The 21,795-nt window shown below is 56.6% G+C and carries 20 protein-coding genes; 10 read left to right on the top strand and 10 right to left on the bottom strand.

The features are described from left to right. Positions 1–11 precede the first annotated feature (11 nt). The 5 genes from H8K03_04920 to H8K03_04900 all read right to left on the bottom strand — a co-directional run bounded on the left by H8K03_04920 (position 12) and on the right by H8K03_04900 (position 6,753). Positions 12–1,418 carry a serine/threonine protein kinase gene (locus tag H8K03_04920; protein ID UVT21259.1) on the bottom strand — a complete coding sequence of 469 codons (1,407 nt, stop codon included), beginning with the start codon at positions 1,416–1,418 and terminating at the stop codon, positions 12–14. 84 nt (positions 1,419–1,502) lie between these two features. Further along, positions 1,503–2,351 carry a PHP domain-containing protein gene (locus tag H8K03_04915; GenBank protein ID UVT21258.1) on the bottom strand — a complete coding sequence of 283 codons (849 nt, stop codon included), beginning with the start codon at positions 2,349–2,351 and terminating at the stop codon, positions 1,503–1,505. Then, positions 2,348–3,289: a dihydroneopterin aldolase gene (gene folB / locus H8K03_04910; protein ID UVT21257.1), complete on the bottom strand. Its 942-nt coding sequence runs from the start codon at positions 3,287–3,289 to the stop codon at positions 2,348–2,350. Before folB ends, H8K03_04915 begins: the two co-directional genes overlap by 4 nt. 101 nt (positions 3,290–3,390) lie before the next feature. Then, positions 3,391–4,941, bottom strand: a complete 1,551-nt coding sequence (locus H8K03_04905; GenBank protein UVT21256.1) for an HD domain-containing protein — start codon at positions 4,939–4,941, stop codon at positions 3,391–3,393. Positions 4,942–4,953: 12 nt separating this feature from the next. Then, positions 4,954–6,753 carry a HEAT repeat domain-containing protein gene (locus H8K03_04900; protein UVT21255.1) on the bottom strand — a complete coding sequence of 600 codons (1,800 nt, stop codon included), beginning with the start codon at positions 6,751–6,753 and terminating at the stop codon, positions 4,954–4,956. Between the two features lie 176 nt (positions 6,754–6,929). Here H8K03_04900 and H8K03_04895 point away from each other — a divergent pair, with 176 nt between their 5' ends. After that, on the top strand, positions 6,930–7,568 hold the full coding sequence (locus H8K03_04895) for a hypothetical protein (GenBank protein UVT21254.1): 639 nt from the start codon (positions 6,930–6,932) through the stop codon (positions 7,566–7,568). Beyond that, positions 7,565–7,897 carry a thiol reductase thioredoxin gene (locus H8K03_04890; GenBank protein ID UVT21253.1) on the top strand — a complete coding sequence of 111 codons (333 nt, stop codon included), beginning with the start codon at positions 7,565–7,567 and terminating at the stop codon, positions 7,895–7,897. The genes H8K03_04895 and H8K03_04890 overlap by 4 nt, the downstream gene beginning before the upstream one ends. Before the next feature lie 19 nt (positions 7,898–7,916). Here H8K03_04890 and zwf read toward each other — a convergent pair whose 3' ends face one another. From zwf to ltaE, 4 genes are all read right to left on the bottom strand, one after another. After that, positions 7,917–9,464, bottom strand: coding sequence for a glucose-6-phosphate dehydrogenase (gene zwf, locus H8K03_04885; GenBank protein ID UVT21252.1), 1,548 nt, complete (start codon positions 9,462–9,464; stop codon positions 7,917–7,919). A 26-nt stretch (positions 9,465–9,490) separates the two neighbouring features. Next, entirely contained in the window at positions 9,491–10,384 is an 894-nt protein-coding gene (gnd, locus tag H8K03_04880) for a decarboxylating 6-phosphogluconate dehydrogenase (protein UVT21251.1), read from the bottom strand. 137 nt (positions 10,385–10,521) lie between these two features. Further along, positions 10,522–11,307, bottom strand: a complete 786-nt coding sequence (locus H8K03_04875; protein ID UVT21250.1) for a nucleotidyltransferase domain-containing protein — start codon at positions 11,305–11,307, stop codon at positions 10,522–10,524. Positions 11,308–11,377: 70 nt separating this feature from the next. Then, positions 11,378–12,409 (bottom strand): low-specificity L-threonine aldolase, encoded by a 1,032-nt coding sequence (ltaE, locus tag H8K03_04870; protein UVT21249.1) that lies wholly within the window; start codon positions 12,407–12,409, stop codon positions 11,378–11,380. Between the two features lie 92 nt (positions 12,410–12,501). Here ltaE and H8K03_04865 point away from each other — a divergent pair, with 92 nt between their 5' ends. Next, a complete protein-coding gene (locus H8K03_04865; GenBank protein UVT21248.1) occupies positions 12,502–13,821 on the top strand; it encodes an MFS transporter in 1,320 nt (439 codons plus the stop codon). 22 nt (positions 13,822–13,843) lie between these two features. On the opposite strand, the gene H8K03_04860 is transcribed toward H8K03_04865, so the two are convergent. Next, entirely contained in the window at positions 13,844–14,635 is a 792-nt protein-coding gene (locus H8K03_04860) for a hypothetical protein (GenBank protein ID UVT21247.1), read from the bottom strand. Between the two features lie 263 nt (positions 14,636–14,898). Here H8K03_04860 and H8K03_04855 point away from each other — a divergent pair, with 263 nt between their 5' ends. From H8K03_04855 to H8K03_04825, 7 genes are all read left to right on the top strand, one after another. Beyond that, positions 14,899–16,266: a glutamate-5-semialdehyde dehydrogenase gene (locus tag H8K03_04855; GenBank protein ID UVT21246.1), complete on the top strand. Its 1,368-nt coding sequence runs from the start codon at positions 14,899–14,901 to the stop codon at positions 16,264–16,266. A gap of 174 nt (positions 16,267–16,440) precedes the next feature. After that, positions 16,441–17,637, top strand: a complete 1,197-nt coding sequence (locus H8K03_04850; protein UVT21245.1) for a methyltransferase domain-containing protein — start codon at positions 16,441–16,443, stop codon at positions 17,635–17,637. A gap of 177 nt (positions 17,638–17,814) precedes the next feature. Continuing rightward, a complete protein-coding gene (locus tag H8K03_04845) occupies positions 17,815–18,450 on the top strand; it encodes a hypothetical protein (protein UVT21244.1) in 636 nt (211 codons plus the stop codon). 30 nt (positions 18,451–18,480) lie between these two features. Further along, entirely contained in the window at positions 18,481–19,191 is a 711-nt protein-coding gene (locus H8K03_04840) for a hypothetical protein (protein UVT21243.1), read from the top strand. A 207-nt stretch (positions 19,192–19,398) separates the two neighbouring features. Next, on the top strand, positions 19,399–19,917 hold the full coding sequence (locus H8K03_04835) for a hypothetical protein (protein UVT21242.1): 519 nt from the start codon (positions 19,399–19,401) through the stop codon (positions 19,915–19,917). Between the two features lie 3 nt (positions 19,918–19,920). Continuing rightward, positions 19,921–20,709, top strand: a complete 789-nt coding sequence (locus H8K03_04830) for a hypothetical protein (protein UVT21241.1) — start codon at positions 19,921–19,923, stop codon at positions 20,707–20,709. Between the two features lie 11 nt (positions 20,710–20,720). Further along, the gene (locus tag H8K03_04825; protein UVT21240.1) at positions 20,721–21,701 is read left to right on the top strand and encodes a hypothetical protein; all 981 of its coding nucleotides are present in this window, start codon (positions 20,721–20,723) and stop codon (positions 21,699–21,701) included. Positions 21,702–21,795: the final 94 nt, after the last annotated feature.

The raw sequence follows: 21,795 nt of genomic DNA, 5'->3' as shown, positions 1-21,795 counted from the left end.
ATTAGCCTTTGTTAGGCGGCAAGCCCTTCGACACAGGAACGGAGTTCCGTCGCGAACTCACCGGCGCGACGATAGCGTTGGACAGGATCCTTGTGGAGCGCTCGATCCAGGACTGTTTTGACGATGGGAGGCACGTCGGGTCTGATTGCAGCCAAACTGGGATGGGGATTGTGCGCGATTGCGAACAGCAGGGCCGAAACGTTGTCGGCGATGAACGGTGGACGACCGGTTAGGAGTTCGAACATGACGACGGCGAGGGAGAAAATATCGGATCGACCATCCACCTTTTTGCCGGCGATCTGCTCCGGAGACATGTAGGTGGGAGTTCCCATCACGATATTCGTCTGAGTTTTTGACGACGTCGCCATCTTGGCGATGCCGAAGTCCATGACTTTGACAACCTCATCGTTGGTCACCATGATGTTCGCCGGTTTGATATCACGATGGACGACTCCTTGCTGGTGGGCATAGTCCATCGCTTCGGCGACGATGGCCAGTGTCGAGATCACTTTTTCGAAGGGCAGGAGATTGGGCTTTCGCGACCATTCTTTGAGCGTCGTGCCCTGAAGCAATTCCATGGCGATGTAGCCGAGGTCATCTTCTTCACCCGCGTCGAAAATCGTGACGATGTTCGGGTGGGACAATCGCCCGGTGGATTCGGCCTCTCGAAAGAACCGCGCTTTCGACTCTTGCAATGTGTCGGCATCGTCGATCTCGTCGAGCTGCATCGTCTTGATGGCGACGAACCGCTGGATCGTCGGGTCTTTCCCGAGATACACCACACCCATCGCGCCACGTCCCAGTTCCTTCAACACCTTATACCGACCCAGTGTACTGGGTGGGCTATTCTTTGCGGCGGTCGTCCCGGTTGTGGCCTCTGTCTCCTCTTCTTCTTCCTCTTCATGGTCCGGATGGATTTCGTCGGTCTCGTCAGTCGACGGCGTGGCCTCCTTGCGACGAGGAGACGGGACGGGCTTGGAAAAAAACCGGTGCAGTGCGTCAAGATTCAAAAGCCATGCAGCGGTGATCCAGAGGCCCGTCAGCGTCAGCCCAGCGGTATACGCGAGGGTATAGCGTGCAGGGCCGAAATGGTCGATCAAAGAAAGTCCGACCACGCGAAGGGTTCTATCCGTCGCAATCACGATGAACAGAGTCGTGACTGGAAGGACCAGTTGCCTGAGGAACGAAGACCCTCGCCCGTTATCGGGCATCTGCCGAAATGCGCGGATCGAGAGTATACAGAGGATGGCCAGGCCGGTTTCTTCCACCACGAGGCGGATCATTTGGGAACCGTTCAGGCCGAACAGCGTGAGCGGAAACGATTGCGCCGCCGGTAGTTTGCTCAAGAGGGGACCGGCAAACAGCGCCACGAGCGCGACGAGAAGATATTGAAAGACCCAACTTGAAGCGTTGATCATGAGCGAAAAGATCTGAGGACTAGCAAAGTCTAGCGGATACCGAAGCAGAGTCAATGGATTGGAGGAAATACGCGCAGGGATATCTTAGAGTTGCGCGGCGGCTTCCTTCATCTTGGGAAGCAACGAGGTGGGAATGTGCAGTGCGCCTTTGCCGATGCCGACCTCGATGTCGGGTTTCGTGAGGCCGTGAAAGTCGCTTCCGCCGGTGACCAACAGACCGAGTTGTTTTGCAAGGCTAAGGTACTCGCGTGTTTGCCGCGCGGCGTGCGTACTATAATACACTTCCACACCATCGAGCCCATCGGCTTTGAGCTGTCGAACCAGATCGGCCAGCGACCGATCCGCAGGCTTGACCCACGTCGGATGGGCCAGGACGGCGAGTCCTCGCGCGGCTTTGATCCATTGAATGGCTTCGGCGGGACTCGGGAGGTCGCGAGGAACGTAGGCGGATTTTCCTTCGGCGAGAAAGCGATCGAAGGCTTCTTTCGCTGACGAGACAACTCCCTTGTCCATGAGGACCCGGGCAATGTGTGGTCTGCCGACTGAATCACTGCCGGCAACGGCGCGGACTTCGTCGTACGTCATCTCGATCCCGAGGGCCTGCAGCCGTTCAATGATTTTCGGATTGCGGCGGTGGCGACTGTCTCTCATGCTCTTGAATCGCTGATTCAAGTCGGCGTCCTGCCAATCGAGGAAGTATCCAAGAATATGCAACTCGGAGTTGGCGATGATCGAGCTGATCTCGACTCCAGGGATCACCTCGATTCCACACTGCTGTCCGGCCGCGATGGCTTCGGCGACCCCTGTTGTAATGTCATGATCGGTGATCGCCAACGCGCTCACCCCCGCTTTGTGCGCCAGGTCGATCACTTCGGCGGGTGTGCAGCTTCCGTCAGAGTGGGTCGTATGGAGATGAAGGTCCAAGCGGCTCATGGTGAGGACCTCGCAAGAAAGGGTTTCAGCCCCACGAGCTGCGCGGTGTGAACCGATTCCGAGCCGTGATGTCCTTCGTGCAGCCCTTCATCATAATGAAGCACGCGGAGGCTCGCTGTGAGGTCCAAGAGTTCACCGTGGTTGAGGCAAAACTCTTGGCGCCTTGGATGTCGATACTGGAGGTGGTTGTCGATGGTAAAGGTTTCGTAGAACAACATGCCGCCGGGCTTGAGCGCCTCGATCAGGTGGGGGAAGAGCGGTCGGTTCAGATAAAAGAATACGAGAATAGCGTCGTACGTTTCATGTCCAAGATTCGGCTTGTACGGGGGCGGTTGCTCCAGGTCGAGCGCTCGTGTCGTAACCCCGGTGAGGTTCCGTGCTCGTGCGCTGGACGAAAGTTGCGCGATGGCGTCCTCATCGCGATCGACGGTGTCGACCTGATAGCCCAACGACGCGAGAAAGAGCGCGTGGCGTCCGTTTCCAGCCGCGACGTCGAGGACCTTCCCTTTGGGTAGACGGTGGAGCTGTTGGATAAGAAACCGTGCCGGCGGTGGGTCCGTTCGGAGAAGTTGTTGCGCGAGCCTGCTGCGTTCCACAGTGATCCCGACGGATCTGGTGACTTGGGAGATCGGTGGATGAAGCTTACGCAGCCATAGCTTGATGCGATCAACGGGAAATTCGTCGAAGAGGGCCGACAAGAATCGTTCAGCCATCGATTCCAGCAGCCGAGAATCATGACCGACTCCAAGTTCAACCACGCGCTGAGCCACTTTCGCGTAGTCGATCGTGTGCAGCAGGTCGTCGGACTGCCCCGCATCCTCTAGCTGGAAACTCAACTCCAGATCGACCGCAAGTGGCTGAGTCCGAGCCCGCTCTTCCGGCGTCACGCCACAGCGGCCGCGGAACTCCAACTGCTCGATGACGATCTGCCCGCCCATGCCGGCATTGTCGAGGATCGTCTTTCAGCGTGTCAAGCAAGAGCGTCACAAGAACGGCGCAAGGGAACCAGGAGAGGAGAGAGTCCCGTTACATACGACGACTAGACGAAGTAGCGGCTGGTGTCGAATTTGTACTCGGTGTTGTCGACCAACCGAATAATGCTGTGCCCATATTCGCCGGTATCGTTTTTTTCCGTCAAGTCCAACTCCGGTCCGTCGTCGATGGGATTGCTCTGGGCATCGGTTATGATTTTGACGATGGGGCGTTCACCGTCGGCTTTGTCGGCGGCAGGTTTGAGCACGACGGCGAATTCGTCTGAATCGAGGACGACCAAGCTTCCGATGGGGATAATGCCGACACAGTTCACGAAGAGTTTCAGAAGTATTGGGTCAAAGGATTGGCCGCTTTTGCTGAACATGAATTTCAAGACCTTCGACGGCGACATAGGTTCGCGCCGGTAGACTCGTGATGAGGTCATGGCGTCATAACAGTCCGCTATCGTGACGATGCGGCTCGGCAAGCTTTGCTTCCACGGCACAGCAAGTTTGGGGTATCCGGAGAGGTCATAGTTCATGTGATGCTCGAAGGAAGCTGAGGCCATTCGGGTTGGGACATTCCCGATATTCCGCAGCTCGATGAGGGTCAGCACTCCCTCTACGGGATGGCTTCGCATGATCTCCCACTCGTCTGTGGTGAATTCGCCGGGCTTATTCAGGATATCCAAGGAGATCGCACATTTCCCCACGTCGTGAAAGAGAGCCCCCAACCCCAGATCGGCAAGGTCGACCTTGGAGTAGCCGGCACGATTACCGAGAGCCATGGAGAGCAGCGCGACGTTGACGGAGTGATTATGAGTGTATTGATCGTGACAGCGGAGTGTTGTGAGACCGAGCAAGACAGGCTCATCGTGCATCATCAGGTCGATGATATTCTGAATGGCACGTTTGGCGAGCTTAAAACTCAGGGTCTTGCCGTCGCGGGCGGACTGTGTCAGGTTGCCGACGGCGTCGGTTGCTTTCCCATACGCGGCTTTCGACTGCGATTTGTGCTTGACCTTTGCATCCCCGTCTCCGGCAGGATCTTCTCTGAACGTGAGTTGACGAGGATCGTTGATTTCAATGCCGGTGACGGCCAGGTTCTTCAATTCCTGTCTGAAGTCCTCGATCGACTTGGAGGCCGGGTCAAGACTGACGAACAGATGGGCGAACTCTCGAAGGTCTTTGGAGGAAACGGACGAAGAAAAAGTCAAGCCGCCGATGCCCCACTTCCTCAGAGCGTCAATCACGCTTGAGACCACCAGCATTTGCTGCGAGGTCACTTTCAGATGGTGCTCTCCCAAGAAGAGGAAATCATCCTGGACCCATAAACCGACCGGTCGGTCATGAGCGAGCGTTTCGATGAGCGTCAACATCGTTTCGACGGGCTTGTCGAGCGCGGCATTGGCGCGACCATGAATCCTCGACGTCTTGATCAAGGTGTTCAGCTGCGTAATCAGCTGGAATCCGAGCATCGCCAGCTGTTGGTCGAGGATATCGCCGGCTTCCGAACCCTGGCCGATCTTTTGTGACAAAGATTTTTCGTGGGTCAGGATCGGCTGGGTCGTGTCCTCGCTTGGCTGGCTCCGGGGAATCTTGGACTTGAGTTCATTCACGGGTCCATACTCCTATTGCGGCGAACCGGTGGAAGGATTTCCCCGTTGCTGCCGCTGAGCGTGCGACAATGCTGTGACACAGGCCTGACGAACCGTAGCGCTTCCCTTTTTGGCGCCGAGTGTGAGGGACGCGATGGCCGCGGGTGTGGCGAGTTTCCCGAGTGTTTCGGCGCCCATGACCGCCAATTCTTCTTTTTTTCTCCGATTCGTCCATGCCCATTCGGTCATCAAGCCTTCCCAATAGGGGATCGCCTCGTCGCCACACGTCGCGCGGATAGCCTGGAAAATCGCTCGACGCTCACTCGGAGGAAGATCCAGGAACTCTTCCCCCGACACAAGCGAGGTCCAGTGGTCGAATGACACCTTATATTGTCCAGACATGAGCAGTTTCACCGCGGCGATCCGCACATTTTCATCCGCGTCTCCCATGCAGGAAATGAGTTTCGAGCCGTTGCCGTTCGGCCGAAAGAGGCCGATCGCCCGTACGACTTCCCGGCGGACCCGTGCGTCAGGATGCCGTATCAGTTTCTCAATGGCATCGATGAACTTTGGATTATTCCACTTGAGGAGGATCGACAGAAGGTTTCGAACATACGTCGGCCGGCGGTCCGACAGACTTCTCAGCAGCGGTTCAGGCTGATCTTTCGCTAACACCAAGAGCGCCTCCGATACGATGGTTTGATGTATGGGCGACTCCAGATTTGCCAGCAGGTTGCACAGAGCGGGTACGGCGTCGTGCTTCATCAACAGCAAAATCGTCGACAGTCCTTCGGTGCCGGCGTTGGGTGTTCCATTGAGGTAGCCTTCGATCGCTTTGATTCGCTCTGCCCGGCCGAGTCCATTGAAGACGGAGGCTAATTGTTGCTTTTGTTCCTCAGCGAGGTCAGGACGCACGGCGTCCGATTCATGAAGCAGGCCCAACACCTTCTCCAACACCGTCCATTTGCCTTCACGCAGGAGGGTTTCGACGATATTTCCCCACAGACCAAAAAGTTTTGTGAGTAACGCCGGTGACTTCTCGGACGCAAGGATTGCCGTCAGCGTATCCAAGATGTACGTGAGACTATCTTGTTTATTCTCTGCTTCGATCTCATTTCTCAGCGTTGCGAGTTCTTCTTCCGTGACTTCATAGCCCGCCAGCCCAGATTGAAATCGGCTTTTGGAGTTTCCCGTCCCTCCGCTGTTGGAATCGGTTTCCCCTCCGGACCGCTTTTTTCTGGCTAGCTCCCGGTCCAGCAAGTCTCGGAGCGTCGAATCCGAGGAACTCATACTTCCATCAAGACGGAGGAATCCGTCGTTGCTTGCAGACGCTTTTGAGAGTTCTTCTGCGGTCGCGATCGTGATGGTCGAAAGATTTCGAGACCAGAGCCGGGTGACGATATCGTCGTCATCCTCGTTGGAGTCGGTCCCACTCCATAAGGACGCGAGGAAGAAGGACAGATCCTCCTCCGTCAGGCCTTGATACAGAACCAATTCTCGAATGCCGTCGGCATACAGTTTAAAGGCGATGCTCTCGCTTCCACTATCCTTCTCTGCCTGATAGACGACAGAGTCCTTACACAGCAGTTCGGAACGTTGAATGAGAAAAGCCAGTTTGGAATACGTGGAGAGGTGAGTGGTCAATTCGGCAAACAGTTGCTGGGAAAACTTCTGCGCCACGGGGTTCGTCGAGCCATAGGTCCGATTGGATTTGGCCGTTTTGTCCAAGAGTTTCAGAACGCGTTTGATGGAGGCAATTTCCGGGTCTTCCGCTGCGCGTGCGGCTACTGCGGCAGCCATCATCTCTTGTGCGGTCTTCAGATCCGTGGTCATACGTAAGAATTACCGGCAGTTCGAATATTCGTCAAGAAAATCGCTATTCCTCACGGTCATTCCTCGGAGAAGGATCATCTGCGCCGGCACCTTGTGTGTTGTGAGAAGCATCAGTAGAATCGATCCTGGATAGGGCGCGACGCGCAATTCTTTTCCACCGTAGTCTTCTCTCACCTATGATCCGATCTACGCTGGTGATCTGTTTCGGCGACAGTTTGACGGCTGGGTTTCAATCCCCCACCAGGGAGAATCCGACCGGGCGGGAGACTCCGTACGGCGAGTTTCTGCAATCGTTGTTGGATGGCGGCGCACACGTTCGCACCAGTGGAATCTGCGGTGAATTGACGGGCGAAATGGTCATGCGGTTCCGGCGGGATGTCCTCGATCATCGGCCCGGCTACGTTCCCATTCTTGGAGGAACGAACGACCTTGGATGGAATGCGGTTCCGCCCCACATCATGCGCAATTTGGTCAAGATGTATGAACAGGTGCTCGCGATTGGAGGTGTGCCCATTCCGGTGACAGTCCCTTCGATTCGCGTCGAAGATACTTCGGAGAGTCAAGCCGGGCACGAGTGGGTGGCCGAGCATCTCACCCATCGCCGTCACCTCAACACGCTCATCCGGGAATATGCCGACTCCAAAGGCATCGCCATGGTCGACCTGTTCACGCTTACCGCTGATCCAAAAAGCGGGCAGCTGGCTTCGATCTATTCGAACGACGGCATTCATCTGACCACGGCCGGATACCGATTATTTGCGGAGCACATGGCTCACATTCTGAAACCCTTGTTGGCACAGGCCGGATCGTCGTGAGTGGTTCACTGCAAGCCATCACCGATCGAGAGTTCGATCAAGTCGTTGAGGCGAGTGCAGTCCCCGTGTTGGTGGAATTTTGGAAGCCAGGCTGCAGCCATTGCCGTGCTCTTATGACGGAGCTCGAACTGTTGCAAGACGATATGGGATCGAAACTCGTCATCCTCACCATGAATGTGGAGGAGAATCACCAGATCCCCGCAGAATTGGAAATCTCATCGCTCCCCGCGCTGGCGCTATATGACAAAGGACAATTCGTAAGATGTATTGGAGGACTAGGGAAGAAGGATGAGATCGTGAAACAGGTCTGGTTAGCGGTCGGCTGGTGACGATCGTGATGAAGCAGTTCTACAGCTCCCGCCAGGCGCGGCCGTCGTTTTGAATCAACCGGTCGGCTTCCACCGGCCCCCATGTTCCGGCTTGATATTCGGGGAGCCAGCGTTGTCCCGACTTGTCCCAGGCTTCGAGAATCTGGGTGATCCACGCCCAGGACGCTTCCACGGCATCGCGCCGCATAAAGCGGGACGCGTCTCCCGCCATCACGTCGAGTAAAAGGCGCTCATACGCTTCAGGAGACGGACGACCGAATACTTCTCCATACTTGAAGTCCATTTCCACTGGATGGGTCTGAGCACGGGTACCGGGGACACGGGAGACGATGCGGAGCGTGAGCCCTTCTTCCGGTTGAATTTTCAAGGCTAAGACATTCGGAGCTTGAGGAGTCTGTCCACCGGCATTAAAGAGGATCTGCGGGATCTCCTTAAATTGGACGGCAACTTCGCTGGCCCGCTGTGGCAAGGCTTTTCCGGTTCGTAAGTAAAACGGCACACCGGACCACCGCCAGTTCTCGACGAAACATTTCACCGCCACGTAGGTTTCGGTGATGGAGTTCGGGTTGACGCCCTTCTCACGTCGATAGCCGGGGACTGGTGTCCCATGCGCCGTCCCCTCGGTGTATTGGGCCCGCACAGTGAACTTTTCCACGTCTTTCGCCGTGATCGGCCTCAAGCAGCGGAGGACTTCCATTTTGGCGTTTCGCACCACGTTGGGATCCAGGGAGTAGGGCGGCTCCATGGCGACCAGGCAGAGGAGTTGAAGCAAATGATTCTGGATCATGTCCCGGAGAGCGCCCGCCTCCTCATAGTACGTCGCTCTGGTTCCGACACCTTCGGCTTCGCTCACGGTAATTTGAACGTGATCGACGTATTTATGATTCCAGATCGGCTCGAAAATGCTGTTGGCGAACCGTACGACCATGAGATTCTGAACCGTCTCTTTGCCCAGATAATGATCGATCCGGAAAATCTGCGATTCATCGAAGACACGGCCTGTGACCTCGTTGATGGCCTGTGCCGACACCAGGTCGCGCCCGACCGGTTTTTCGACGATGATGCGCGTATAGGGGGAACGAGCCCCGGGAGATCCCGCTAGACCGGAACGGGACAAGCCTTCGCAGACGGATGTAAAGGAACTGGGGGGGATGCTGAGATAGAAAATCCGATTCCCGGGCAGTTGAAACGTCCGCTCGAGTTCTTCCACGCGCTCCTTCAGTCTCACATAGGTCTGATCGTCGTCGTTTCCCCCTGCCAGATAAAACAGATGCTGAGCAAAGGCCTTCCACGTCTCGTCGATCAAGGCCTGCCGGGAATGTTTGACGACGCCATCACGGACGCTGGCTCGGAACTCTTCATCGCTCATCGAAGTACGGCCCAGGCCGAGCACCACGTAGTTCGACGGGAGCAACCCGTCGAGGAGGAGGTTATAGACCGCGGGAATCAGGCGTCGACGAGCGAGGTCGCCGGAGCCACCGAAAATGACCAAGGTACATGGTTCGACCGGCGGCAGCGGTTCCTGAGAGGGGCTGATATCAATCCGTTGACTGTTCGTCGATGCCATCAAGGCCTCCTCAATGCTGCCGGGAGTTATCGTCGGACGGCATGACCACCGAAGGCGTTGCGAAGGGCGGCCAGCATCTTTTCGGTAAACGATTCGTCTTGCCGTGAACGGAACCGGGTAAAGAGGGCGGTCGTCAAGGTCGGAACCGGCACGTCTTTCTCGATGGCATCGACGATCATCCACCGTCCTTCACCCGAGTCTTGCACATATCCTTTCAGGCGTTCCAGTTTGGGATCCTGTTTCAGCGCGCCCGCAGCCAACTCCAAGAGCCAGGATCGGACCACACTTCCATGCATCCACAAGTCGGCTATGTTTGCCAGGTCCAGCTTGTACTCGCTCTTTGACATCAGCTCAAACCCTTCCGCATACCCTTGCATCATACTGTACTCGATCCCGTTGTGGACCATCTTCACATAGTGCCCGGCTCCAACACCTCCGACATGCGCCCACCCGTTTTCTGGGGCGAGGGTTTTGAAGACCGGGGCAAGCCGCTGGACGGGTGCCGCTTCGCCACCCACCATGAGGCAGTAGCCGACGGTGAGCCCCCAGATACCTCCGCTCGTTCCGGCGTCCACGTAGTGGATGCCTCGTTTCTTCAACTCGGCGGCCCGCCGCACGTCGTCATGAAACCGTGTATTGCCGCCGTCGATGATGGTATCTCCAGGTTGCAGCAACGCGGCCACCGCCTCCACGGTTTCTTCCGTTGGCGATCCGGACGGAACCATGATCCAGACGGCGCGGGGGGCACCAAGTTTACTCACAAGATCAGCCAGAGACGTGGAGCTGATACACCCGTGACTTTCCGCCTGTTTGATCAGTTCACTGGATCGATCATAGACGACCACGCGGTGCTGATCGCGCCGGAGACGCGTGACCATGTTCATCCCCATCTTGCCTAATCCGATAAATCCCAGTTCCATAAGAGCTCCTTGGTATGAATGTCGGTTACAGAGGGTGCGGTAGCCGTCGATCTATTCACGGGCACGCGTGGCTCTTCTCACGTCGCATGGGAACAAGGTCCTTGCGTAGAGGCTACCGGTTCAGCGCATTCCCGCGGTCAGTCGATGCGGGCAGGATTCGGGACATCCTTAAAGAGAAGATCGGCAAATTGCCGTCCAAAGTTGAGCCTGTCGGCGAGGGTGGTGGCCGTCAGGAATTGTCCCGCCAGGTGCTCGAGCGCCGGTTCACGCGAAAACATGAATCGATGAACATCCACAGGGGCGACCAGCCAAAACCCTCGTAACCGGAAAAAGGCCGAGATGCAATCTTCGTAGAACAGCGTCAATAGATAGTGGGCCGTTCCCGGCTTTTCTAGGAGATCCTGTGCTTTCCCCAACAGGTGGAAGCATTCGGCCTTGAGACGAATCTGTTCGTTGATGGAAGCCGGCGGCGGGCCTTGGCGGAATCGTTGGTGAACTTTTTCGATCAACTGCGCACAGACGCCCTCATAATCGTAAAGGATTCGGCCTTTTCGAAGCAACGAGGGAAGGCGCAGGGAGTAGGCGAGGTCATCCTCAATAGACTGGTATCCACGATAGCGGATATCCGCCAAGCGCTCGCCGACGCGAAGGATCTCGTGGCTGTCGGCCTCTCCCTTGACCAGAGCGATCAGATCGATATCGCTATGCGGAGTGAGCGCTCTCCGTGCGCCCGACCCGACGAGTATGACGCCGACCAGATCCCCGCCCCTTCGGCCCTTCACATGCCGCAAGGCAATTTCCACATTGTCTTCAAACCCGGGGGGAGAAGGTGATTCCGGCTGTTCCGGCGGTTCCGGGATTTCGACCAACTCGGCATTCAGTTCGTCTCGCGTGGGGGTGCTTGTCGTGGTGTTTGAATCCATAACCTTCTTTCAACAGTAAACGACGGTGTCTCTCCGGCATTCTATGGGTCAAGAAATAGAGTGTCAACGTTCAACGTGAGAGGACTTTCGAAAAAACGGCGGAGGCTTCGTCGATCTGCTTCTCCGAGATGTTGAGATGGGTGACGGCTCGATAGGATTTCCCTCCAGTCGCGTTGATAAGTACCCCCTGCTCTTTCAGAGCAGCGACCAGTTCGGCGGGAGAGCGCGGCTCGTCGATGATGTCGAAAATGACGATATTGGTCTCCACGTGCTGCGGTGCAATCTGGATCGAGGGAATCTGCTGAAGCAGGCGAGCCAGTTTTTTTGCATTGTCGTGGTCGGTCTTGAGGCGGGCGACGTGCCGATCCAAGGCGTAGATGCCGGCGGCCGCCAGAATGCCTGCTTGCCGCATGGCCCCTCCATACATGCGCCGAAAGCGGCGGGCGCGATCGATGATTCGTTGGTCGTTTGAGATCAACAGCGATCCAACGGGAGCTCCCAGCCCCTTCGAGAGACAGATCGAGACGGTTTCAAAGTGCTGTGCGTACACCGTGGGGGGCAGCGTCGTAGCGGCCACGGCATTGAAAAGCCTGGCTCCGTCGAGATGCATGGGAATCCCATGTCTGACGGCAATGGCGCGGATTCTTTCGATCGTGGACAGGGAATAAATCGTCCCGCCTCCGGCATTGTGTGTATTTTCGAGGCAGATCAAAGCCGTCATGATGCTATGGGGATCGTTCGGCCTGATCGCGGCTTCCACCTGCTCGGCGGTCATGATCCCCCGTTCACCGACCACCCAATGGAGTTGCACGCCTGCCAGTGCCCCGGCCGCCCCCTGCTCGTAACGGACGATATGACTCTTGCTTTCGACGATAATCTCCTGCCCTGGCTGGGTCTGTGACCGAATCGCCAGTTGATTGGCCATGGTTCCGGAGGGGACAAAGAGCGCGAAGCGCTTGCCGAGCAGGTTGGCCGCCATGTCTTGCAGCCGATTGACGGTCGGATCTTCACCATACACGTCGTCGCCGACTTCGGCGCGCGCCATGGCCTTCCGCATCTCGTCCGTCGGTTTCGTGACGGTGTCGCTACGAAGATCAATCATGTGGTGTGTCTCCCGAGAATTCCACACGGCCCGCCGCATTCTAACAGATATGCCACTTGCAGGCGAAAGCACACCTGCTACACTGGGCACGCATGGGCGAACCGAGTCAGACGATTCTTGTTCGATGGGCGGAGTCTCTTGGTGCCAAACGGGAAGAATTGGTTCCGTTGGCCTGGGCCTTTGCATATTTTTTCTGTTTGCTTTGCGGGTATTCCATTCTCCGTCCCGTTCGCGACGAAATGGCCATTGAGGGAGGGCTGAAGAATCTCCCGTGGATGATGTCCGGGACATTTTTGGCCATGCTTGCCGCCACGCCGCTCTTCGGATGGCTCTCGGCCCGATATACGCGCGATCGGCTGCTGTTGACCGTCTACACCTTCTTCATCACGAATCTGGTTGCGTTTTATGTGTTGATGACGAGTCATGTGTCCCCGGAGTGGGTAGCCCGTGGGTTTTTTATCTGGTTGTCGGTGTTCAATCTGTTCGTCGTGTCCGTGTTCTGGAGTTTCATGGACGACATCTTTACACCGGAGCAGGGAGCGCGGCTGTTTGGGGTCATTGCCGCGGGAGGGAGCAGTGGAGCGATAGTCGGCCCACTGCTGACAACAGGCCTCACGTCTGTTTTCCCGGTTCCGGTCTTGATGTTGGCCTCGACGGCGTTTCTGTTGTTGTGCCTGGGATGCATATTCCGGCTTGATCAGTGGAGTCGGCAACGGTCGGAACACCATCGACCGCACCCGGGCGATCCTCTCAGGGGAAGTTTCCTGGCGGGAATCCGTCTGACATTCTCTTCGCCCTATTTACTTGGGATCTGCGGCTACCTGGCCCTGCTGACCATGACCGCAACCTTCTTGTACTTTGAACAGACTCGTTTGGTGGCGGAATATCTCGATCAGCCGGAGGCTCGTACGCGTCTCTTCTCTAGTCTAGATCTTGTCACCAATCTGTTGACCTGGCTGACCCAGGTATTCATTACCAAGGGGGTAATCAGCCGGTTTGGGCTGGTAGCGGGCCTGCTCTTTCTCCCGGCGGTCAGTGTGATGGGATTTATAGGGATCGCCCTGTGGCCGACGCTGATGGTCTATGTCATCTTTTCGGTTCTGCGCAGGGTGGGGGAATATGCGTTGTCCAAACCGTCGCGAGAAGTGCTGTTTACTATCGTCAGTCGTGAAGAAAAGTACAAGGCGAAGAACTTTATCGACACAGCCATTTCACGCGGAGGAGATGCATCCACCGCCTGGCTGGTCACCGGCGTGAAGACACTCGGAGCCACCACCGCCCACATCGCCTGGGCACTGGTGCCATTGATGCTGGCCTGGGCATGGCTCGCGGCTATGCTCGCTCGTCAGCACAAGCATCAGACGTCGTCCACCGCATCATCGACGATTGCGGGTTCTCATTCCACAGGATGAGCGTTGCTTCGACCTGACCTGTCTAGTCGCGAATGGTGACGGACCCGATCATATAGGAGCTTGCACGGCCCGCCCTTGCTCCTCGCACTCGGACTTCCGACACATCGCGAGTCCACTCACGGGTGTTCCATGTACTTCCTGCGTTCAACTCCGGCCAGAACCACCAAGTTCCGTCGCGCTTCCGAAACCAGAGTTGGATCGGTGTATCCGGCAGGACGCGAATAGACTCCATGTCAAAATACGTAAACGCATGAGTCTCGCCGTTGCTGAGCCAGACGCGAATCCACTGGTTTTGGTCGTGAGAGGAGAGCACTCTGGGAGTCTTCGCCCAATCGACATCGGTGCATTTCCAATCGACAAGTTTGCCGAAGCCTCGGCCAAGACCATCTCCCGGGTCCGGAAGGGTGTAGCACTCGATTCCTCTCGCCATGCTCAAATGAAAATGATTTTGTCCCAGGCTGTCTAAGTTGACGTCATGTTTTTGACAACGCTGGCGGTAGGTCCAGCAGTCGCTATGCTTGGAGGGATCGCACATTTGCAATGGTCCTGACGGCGATCGGGCTGTTTTGAACGCGAGAGTCGATCGAGCCTGGGCAAGGATTTGTGAGAGCGCAGCTTCGTCGTCGAAATTGACCACACATTGTTGCGGACTACTCCCGTTTGGACGAACTTGAACCACTTTGGGAGTTTGGCTCTCCCGTTCCCGTTCGGTTTCCTGTTCAGGGGTCGCTCGTGTCGGGGGATTCAGAGGATTCATGGGCTTAAGAGAAGTGCACGCTCCCAGCGATAGCGCCAAACACATCCAGAGAGCCATGCTGAAACCACGTACGTGCACCTGTGCTAGAGACCGCATCACTCCTCCTTTTCTTGCGCAAACACGAGTCGGCTCACCGATTTCTTATTTTCCATATCGAGCATCGAATTGGGACAGATTGAATCGAAAACCCGCTGACCGTTGTTTACTCGTCGAAAAAATGCGTGCTATAGTCCGACGCCCTATGATCCTATCATTGTCTCAGGGTGATGGGCTGATTGCAATGAATCCTTGGAAGGCATATCCCGCGAAAAACGGCCCCTATGGCGATTGAAGTTCCAGTTAAGCTCTATCTCGATAGGTTATTGAAAGATTGCAGAGAGGTCTCGATAAGACTGGCTCGGCTTCCGGGTCCGGTGAAGTCGAGGGCGCTCCATGCCATGGCCGATCGTATTGCCGGCGACGAGTCAGCCATTCTGGCGGTGAATGCGAAAGAGGTCGATGCCATCGGGAAGTCCTTTGATGGCGCCGAAGCCAAAAATCGGATGAAGGCTGCCGTGGCCCGCGTGCGTATGTCGACCGACCATCTGAAGGAAATTGTCGAGCGGTTGCATCTCATCGCCGATCTGCCGGATCCTGTCGGTGCTGTGACAGCACGACACGAGCGTCCTGATGGATTGCAGGTATCCAAGGTCAGGGTTCCCATCGGGGTGGTCGGCATGATTTCCGAACGGAGTCCGCTCGTGACCGTCGAGTCGATCGCGCTCTGTCTCAAATCAGGCAATCTCTGTATCTTTCGCGGAGCTCCGGAATGGAGCTTGACGCATCAGGCGATCGACGTGCGGTTACGGGAGGCGGCGACAAAAAACGGCGTACCCCAAGGGGCGTGGGTGCTCATTGACCGCCAAGAGAAGGAGGTCGCGATCGAGCTGATGCGTTCGGGCAAAAGTCTCGACGCGATGATCGTGCGCGGTGGGGCAGGATTGCGGAAAGCAGTCGCGGAGCAAGCGAAGGTCCCGATCTTGTGTGATGACGGAGGGCTCACCCAATTTTTTGTCGATGAAGACACCGACATACCGGTTGCCCAGAATTTGGTGATCAACTCCAAAGTGCAACAGCCGGGAGCCTCCAATGCCTTGGATACCTTGCTGGTGCAACAGGTCATCGGACGGCAATTCTTACCTCCGTTGATCAACCGTCTGCTGGATCAATTCAAGGTGGAAGTGCGTGCGTGCCCCAAAACGGTCGCCCTCATGGGACAGATGGCCATGACGGGCCATACGTCGATCGTTCCTGCGACGGATGCGGATTGGCATACTCAGTTTGCCGGTCCGGTGTTGGCCATCAAGATGGTGGAGGATATCGATGAGGCACTGGCACATATCGCGGCGCACGGGGCATGTCAGACCGCGGGGATCGCCACCAGCCGCTACGAATCCGCGCTGCGATTCACGCGGGAAGTCGATGCGAGCGCAGTGCTCGTGAATGCCTCGACACGGCTGCACGCAGGCGATAGTTTCGGTCTGGGATGCGACGTCGGTCTGAGTGTGGGCAAGCTGCATGCGAAGGGGCCGATCGGCTTGGAACAATTGACCTGTGAAAAGTATGTCGCGTTTGGGGCGGGGCAGCTTCGATTACCGCATCCGGTGCCCGACACTTACTTCGATGCCATCATGCTGAAACGTCCCTAGGCGCTCGCTGAAAACGCTCGCCAGCTTCGTTCTCAGTCGTTCGAACCACTCAACGTACCCTCAACGGGAGAGAGCTGCTCTGGCAGCTCGGGGCGGGCGGGTGAAGAAGGTTACGACTCGTGGTTCTCACTCCTTGCGGCCTTGCTGGCAACGGTTTTGAGCGAGCCCGTTAAAATGGTTTCTGATTCCCTGCAGCGATCGCTTCGCGAGCATCTTGCCTGGTGGGGGCTCAGACGCTTCACGTCGGACCGCGAGTACTTTGCGTGGCAGAGACGGCAACTCTCATCGGAAGATCTCAAGCTGTTGGCCTTACGCGTCGAGCAAAAACGAAACGGCGATCGTGACAACGAAATTGCATTTTACGATCTCACCGCGCATCCGACGATCTTTCCAGTCCTCTACAGCCAGCGCTATGAGTACTATGAAGCGATCGGGCGACGGACGATCGCATCGCTCGGCCAAGCGAAGAATATTCTCGATTTCGGTTGTGGCCTCGGGATTCTGACCACCTTCTATGCTCGGCAGTTTCGTGACCGAACGTTTGTGGGGGTTGACCGCTCAGCAGCTTCACTCGCGGTTGCACGGAAAAAGGCTCACGAGCTTGGTCTGGACAATCTTCGTTTCGAGTGTGTCGATGCGGAGGCCGAACCTCTGCCAGGGGTCTATGACCTGATCCTCACGGCTCACGCATTGTTACAGGCCGAGCACGACCCCGGTCTTCCGAGCCAAAGTTGGCGAACGTTCGAGCGAGCGCGCAATGTGTTACAGCAGGCGTCGTTTGAACGGCGGACAGGGCTGGGTGCTCGGCTCGATCGGCTCTGCGAGGTTCTCCACCCAAATGGCCGGATGATCGCGAGCGAGAAAACGCGGCAATTGGCCAGGCGAGTGCCCTTTCAGCGCGCCTTGGCCCACAGAGGATTACAGCCGGTTGAGACTTCCGCCCCAATCCAATACCGATCGATCGAAGAGGCGGTGGAAGATGGTCCATTCTATCTGATGCAGAAGGGGGGACAGACCGTTGCGGCTTGGGATGAGCGGCCGGAGCAGGATAGCGGTCAAGTATTTGCTCAGAACGCTGTGCCCGTTGCCACCGATCCTCGCGCGCCGCTCTACGAGAACCATTGGCCATCGGCCCAGGCTGCATGGGAGCAGTTGGAAAATCGGGAAGTGGCTAGAGAGATGACGCACGAAGGACCGGAGGGTCGACAACTGCATGTCGAGCGCGGCGCTTCTCGGGGGCTCCAATACCTGTACTGCGCCAATACGTTTGACCGACGGCAATTGGTGATCGTCGAGGAGGCCTACTCGGCGATGGTGGATTCCTATTACCAGGAAATTGTCGACGGCATGTCAAAGGAAGGAGGCTCTTAATAGGTGCCCGCTACGCTCCAATAACTACATATGGGTAAGGTACGTATTGCCCGATATTCTTCTTGCATTCGCCTGTTGCTCTCGCTACCCTTGCGCCATCCTTAAAAGAATTCAGTAGGTACGCACCTCGTGTTCGTGCATGATCGTTTCCGGCATAAGTCGGAAGGAGGAATCACGATGAGATCGGCGCACATCTTTGTTGCCTCACTCAGTCTGCTGCTGTGTGTCGGTTGCGCCACTCCGCCCGAAGTCAAGCAGGCCTTGATCGCCAAAGACCAGGCCTATGCCGAGAGTGAACGACTGATGCAGGAGTACCGCGAGCTGGTCAGCAACGTGACCGAGCGGCATCAGCAATGGTACCGCTATGTTCAAACTCGGCTCAAGCTCAACTTGGCGCTGCAATGGGCCACCACAAACCCCAAACTGACCGATGTGGCCGACCCCGAGTTGGCCAAAGACGATGCCGACCTGTTGGGGACGGAGATCATCGCGCTGGTCAACGAGATTCGGCTGAAGAATCTCCCCGAGCGCAAGGGACCGACCGGGCAGGTTATTTTTCAGGCCGGTATGGGAGACATGAACAGTCTGCTGCAAAAGCTTCCTGAACTGATTGGTCGGATCGAGCAGCGTGTCGCGAAAGATTCACAGGCGTCGTCCGCGGTGGATCTGACGGCCTTCGATCAGTACCGGACCAACGTCGAAGCGGTTCGACGGATCAACGCCATCATCAAGCAATACCTGGATATCGACGTCACCTTGTCACGCAACGATGTGCAGTCGCTCGCGGAAGCGGTGCGGACGCTTCGCCGATGATGTCCATCTTGTGAGCGGGAGGAGACCAGCATGATCCTACGAGGAACCACGGTTTGGAGTCTCGGACTCGTTCTGATGAGCGCATTAGGATGCCACTCGATTCATAGCGATGCCGTACGCGATCTCATTCAGAAAGAAGGGATCAAAATCGATGCCGCTCAGACGAACATCGATGTATTCCAGAAAGAAACGGAAGTGCGCATCAAGTTTCTAGAGCAGGCGCGCAGCTCTCTGCGCGAGAGCTTCAAGGCCTTGCAGGCGCACGAAGCCAAACATCAATTCGTCCTCGCCCCGTACCGTAACGCCGCCGGGAAGAAGGGGGAGTCAGCGTACGCGGCAGCCTACCTCGTCGGGCAAATGTATCTCGCCGACTATCAAGGGTTGGAAAAGGCCGTCTGGGATCAGTTTGAGGAAGATTTCTGCGGCTTGCGCGATGCGGCGAATGCGTTGAACGACTCATGGAAACGTACAGCGGCGCTTCATGCCCAGCTGAAGCGCTATGCCGACAAATCAGGACTGGCGTCGGTCGATCCGGAGTTTGTGTCGGCCTTGATTGAACAGGCTCCGGGACAGTCGGATCGGATCATGGAGATTGTGAACCATTCCCGGACCGTCAATGACGCGCTGGAGGAGGTCGTGGGTTCGGGCATCGTCAGGATGAGGGGCTTGCAACGCGCGCATACCTTCACGGCCGACTTGGTCGACCTTCTGGATAAGCTGAAGAAAGACGACGGGCAATAGCAGGCTGCGGAAAAACGATGCCGACAATATAGCCGAAAATGTTCCGTACGATGCGAACGCCTAAATACCTTCAGGATGATCAAAAAGGCTGTCCAGCAAGGCCGCAGCGAGCGAAGGGGCGAGGCGTACGCTGCGGTACGTTGAGCCTCGGAGCGACACGAGAACGCCGCTGGCGGACTTTTTCAGCATCCTGATAGAGGAGGCACCATGGAGACCAGTATCGCCGGGGTCGTCGGTTTTCTCGAAGACAACGATACCCTGATCAAGCAGTTGATGGAAACGGCTGAAAGCGCAGATCAGGAAATCAGCGATTTATCCGTTCAGGTGGATCATGCTCGTGAAGAAGCCAAAGCGCTGATCGATCAGCTGGGTGTTGTGGAGTTCGCTGTGGGAAAACAGGATGAAACCAAGGTCCGCCAGAAGGCGCTCCTGGAAGCCGTCGCGGCGCTACGGAAAAAATTCGAGACCTACAAGAACGACCCGCTTCGGCGCGGTATCTACGCGGCGGAGATTTCCAATCTCTACTTGCAGTTGGCCAACACCTTCAACAATGAGACCATCGCTCAGATCGTTCCGTTCAGTAAGGACGAGATCAAGACGTACAAAGAACTCATGAAGGAGGCCATACTCGACGCCGCTTCGCGAAAGAAACGGGCAGCCGTCATCAAGGCCGCTGCCCAAATGTCCAAGCTTGCCTTGGGAATTGCCGGGAAGCTCGCGGTGTGAGCCATGAGATTCCGACCGATTAGACGGATGTTCTTGCTCTGGATCGTCATCGGGGTTGGTTGCGGTTGTAGTCTCGATGCCGGTTCGCGTGGTCCGTTTGGACCCGAAGACCCTGAAACTGCGGTGCAGAAAGTCAAACTCCCCGGCAAAGCTCCTGCTCCCCACGTCCTCCAATTCACCGGCGAAGATATCGCCGGTCACCACAAACCAAAAATGGCGGGTGCCGCCCCGGATGCGGCTGTGAAGCGGTCGACGAACGCTCCGGCGGTCCTGACCGCCGGTGAGGTGGCCGCATTGCGGAAAGCGGCCGAGAGCGACTCTCGTGTGATGGCGTTGCTGGGCAGTCGCTGGGCATTCGTCGAGGCCGACCGGGTGCCGCCGGAAGGCAAGATCTCCTTTGGGTGTTGCCGGCACACGACAAGCCTTACACGGCTTGTCTATTACAGTTATGGACAAAACGTCGCTGTGGACGTTCGCATGAAGGAAATGAATGTGCTCAGTGCTGCTCGTCTTGAAGAGTATCAGCCGCCGGAAGGCCAGCAAGATGTGCAGCGAGGGATCGAATTAGCCAAGGCGGACCCACGTTTGGCCGGCAAGGTCGAACAGCTCCAAGGCCACGGATTACTCATGCAACCAGACCGGGGATTCTTCAGGAATGACCCTGGATATGCCCACCGCACGATTTGGATCACGTTTTCCCAAGGACAGGACGGAGATCCGAAATATTGGGCCGTGGTCGATTTGACGGAGGATACAGTCCTGGATGCAGGAGAGGAACCGCCTCGTTCGTGAGAGGGAGTGAGATGAAGCGAATCTTATTGAGCGCCTTGATCATTCTCTGTGCCGTTGGATTGTCCGAGCCCTTGTTTGCCGAGACTCAATCCGAGCATGTGGACTGGGGACGATGGAGTTTTGACTGGGAGGTTCGAGACAACACAGGACTGGCATTGCGAAACGTCAAGTATGCGGATGAGTTGATTCTCAACAAGGCCAGCATGCCGGTGATCCGTGTCAAATATGTCAAAGAACGTGTCTGGTGGAATCCCTTTACCTGGTTCGGTTCGCGGGCCGACAGCGGGCGATGCGGGCCATTTCAGGATCGTCTGCGATGGCAGGACCTCGTGCCGATCGTGAACTGCGGGAATCAGAAAGTCTGTATGGAAAGCGCCACGCAGAATAATGTGAAGTGGCTCGAGGTGGGGGCGTATGCGCGGATCGGTGAATATCATATTTATCAGTCATGGTATCTTTCAGATGATGGGGAGCTCAGGCCGGTGGTTCAGAGCCGGGGGTTGTCCTGCAACACGAACCATCACCATCATCCCTACTGGAGGTTTGATTTTGACATCAACGGCAACGGCATGGACCAGGTCTTCGTTCATGAAGAGGGAGGACCGGATAAAGGGTGGGGTCCTGGCTGGCGGAAATATGTGAACGAGCGTAACGATGTCAAGATTCCTGCGCTGTACAAAACCTGGTTGGTTCGTGACCACGTGAACGGCCATGGAGTCTGGGTTCTGCCCGGTGCCGGGTATGCTCCATTAAAGGACGATGGCGAACGGGATACGTTCGCCGATTTTGATGTTGCGATTCGTCGTGCCAATGTGAGCGAAGACATTTCCTGGAGCTTCGGCGCCCGTGGGCAACTCGGGTATGATGAGGACAATCAGGGAGTCCAAGAGCAGGATGTCGTATTGTGGTACGTGGCTCACTTACCCCACATGGCTGCCCTAGGACCAGCAAAATGGCTTGCTCTTGGTCCCATCCTTCGCGTGCAACGGTAATCGTGCACGTGTCTGCGGACCATTCTGAACAGTGTTGACCATATTGTAGGTGTCCCTTCAGATTTTGCTTCGTTTGGGAGTGGCATGCTGTATG

The sequence above is a fragment of the Nitrospira sp. genome, assembly GCA_024760545.1.
Taxonomy (GTDB): domain Bacteria; phylum Nitrospirota; class Nitrospiria; order Nitrospirales; family Nitrospiraceae; genus Nitrospira_D.
This window is presented reverse-complemented; position numbering and strand designations above follow the sequence as displayed.

What these genes read in the sequence shown, in the direction of transcription:
- H8K03_04920 (UVT21259.1), bottom strand. Translation starts at nt 1,418, where the DNA reads ATGATCAACGCTTCAAGTTGGGTCTTTCAATATCTTCTCGTCGCGCTC.
- H8K03_04845 (UVT21244.1), top strand. Translation starts at nt 17,815, where the DNA reads ATGAGATCGGCGCACATCTTTGTTGCCTCACTCAGTCTGCTGCTGTGT.
- H8K03_04900 (UVT21255.1), bottom strand. Translation starts at nt 6,753, where the DNA reads ATGACCACGGATCTGAAGACCGCACAAGAGATGATGGCTGCCGCAGTA.
- folB (UVT21257.1), bottom strand. Translation starts at nt 3,289, where the DNA reads ATGGGCGGGCAGATCGTCATCGAGCAGTTGGAGTTCCGCGGCCGCTGT.
- H8K03_04830 (UVT21241.1), top strand. Translation starts at nt 19,921, where the DNA reads ATGAGATTCCGACCGATTAGACGGATGTTCTTGCTCTGGATCGTCATC.
- H8K03_04855 (UVT21246.1), top strand. Translation starts at nt 14,899, where the DNA reads ATGGCGATTGAAGTTCCAGTTAAGCTCTATCTCGATAGGTTATTGAAA.
- H8K03_04915 (UVT21258.1), bottom strand. Translation starts at nt 2,351, where the DNA reads ATGAGCCGCTTGGACCTTCATCTCCATACGACCCACTCTGACGGAAGC.
- H8K03_04895 (UVT21254.1), top strand. Translation starts at nt 6,930, where the DNA reads ATGATCCGATCTACGCTGGTGATCTGTTTCGGCGACAGTTTGACGGCT.
- H8K03_04850 (UVT21245.1), top strand. Translation starts at nt 16,441, where the DNA reads ATGGTTTCTGATTCCCTGCAGCGATCGCTTCGCGAGCATCTTGCCTGG.
- H8K03_04865 (UVT21248.1), top strand. Translation starts at nt 12,502, where the DNA reads ATGGGCGAACCGAGTCAGACGATTCTTGTTCGATGGGCGGAGTCTCTT.
- ltaE (UVT21249.1), bottom strand. Translation starts at nt 12,409, where the DNA reads ATGATTGATCTTCGTAGCGACACCGTCACGAAACCGACGGACGAGATG.
- H8K03_04860 (UVT21247.1), bottom strand. Translation starts at nt 14,635, where the DNA reads ATGGCTCTCTGGATGTGTTTGGCGCTATCGCTGGGAGCGTGCACTTCT.
- H8K03_04840 (UVT21243.1), top strand. Translation starts at nt 18,481, where the DNA reads ATGATCCTACGAGGAACCACGGTTTGGAGTCTCGGACTCGTTCTGATG.
- gnd (UVT21251.1), bottom strand. Translation starts at nt 10,384, where the DNA reads ATGGAACTGGGATTTATCGGATTAGGCAAGATGGGGATGAACATGGTC.
- H8K03_04825 (UVT21240.1), top strand. Translation starts at nt 20,721, where the DNA reads ATGAAGCGAATCTTATTGAGCGCCTTGATCATTCTCTGTGCCGTTGGA.
- H8K03_04875 (UVT21250.1), bottom strand. Translation starts at nt 11,307, where the DNA reads ATGGATTCAAACACCACGACAAGCACCCCCACGCGAGACGAACTGAAT.
- zwf (UVT21252.1), bottom strand. Translation starts at nt 9,464, where the DNA reads ATGGCATCGACGAACAGTCAACGGATTGATATCAGCCCCTCTCAGGAA.
- H8K03_04835 (UVT21242.1), top strand. Translation starts at nt 19,399, where the DNA reads ATGGAGACCAGTATCGCCGGGGTCGTCGGTTTTCTCGAAGACAACGAT.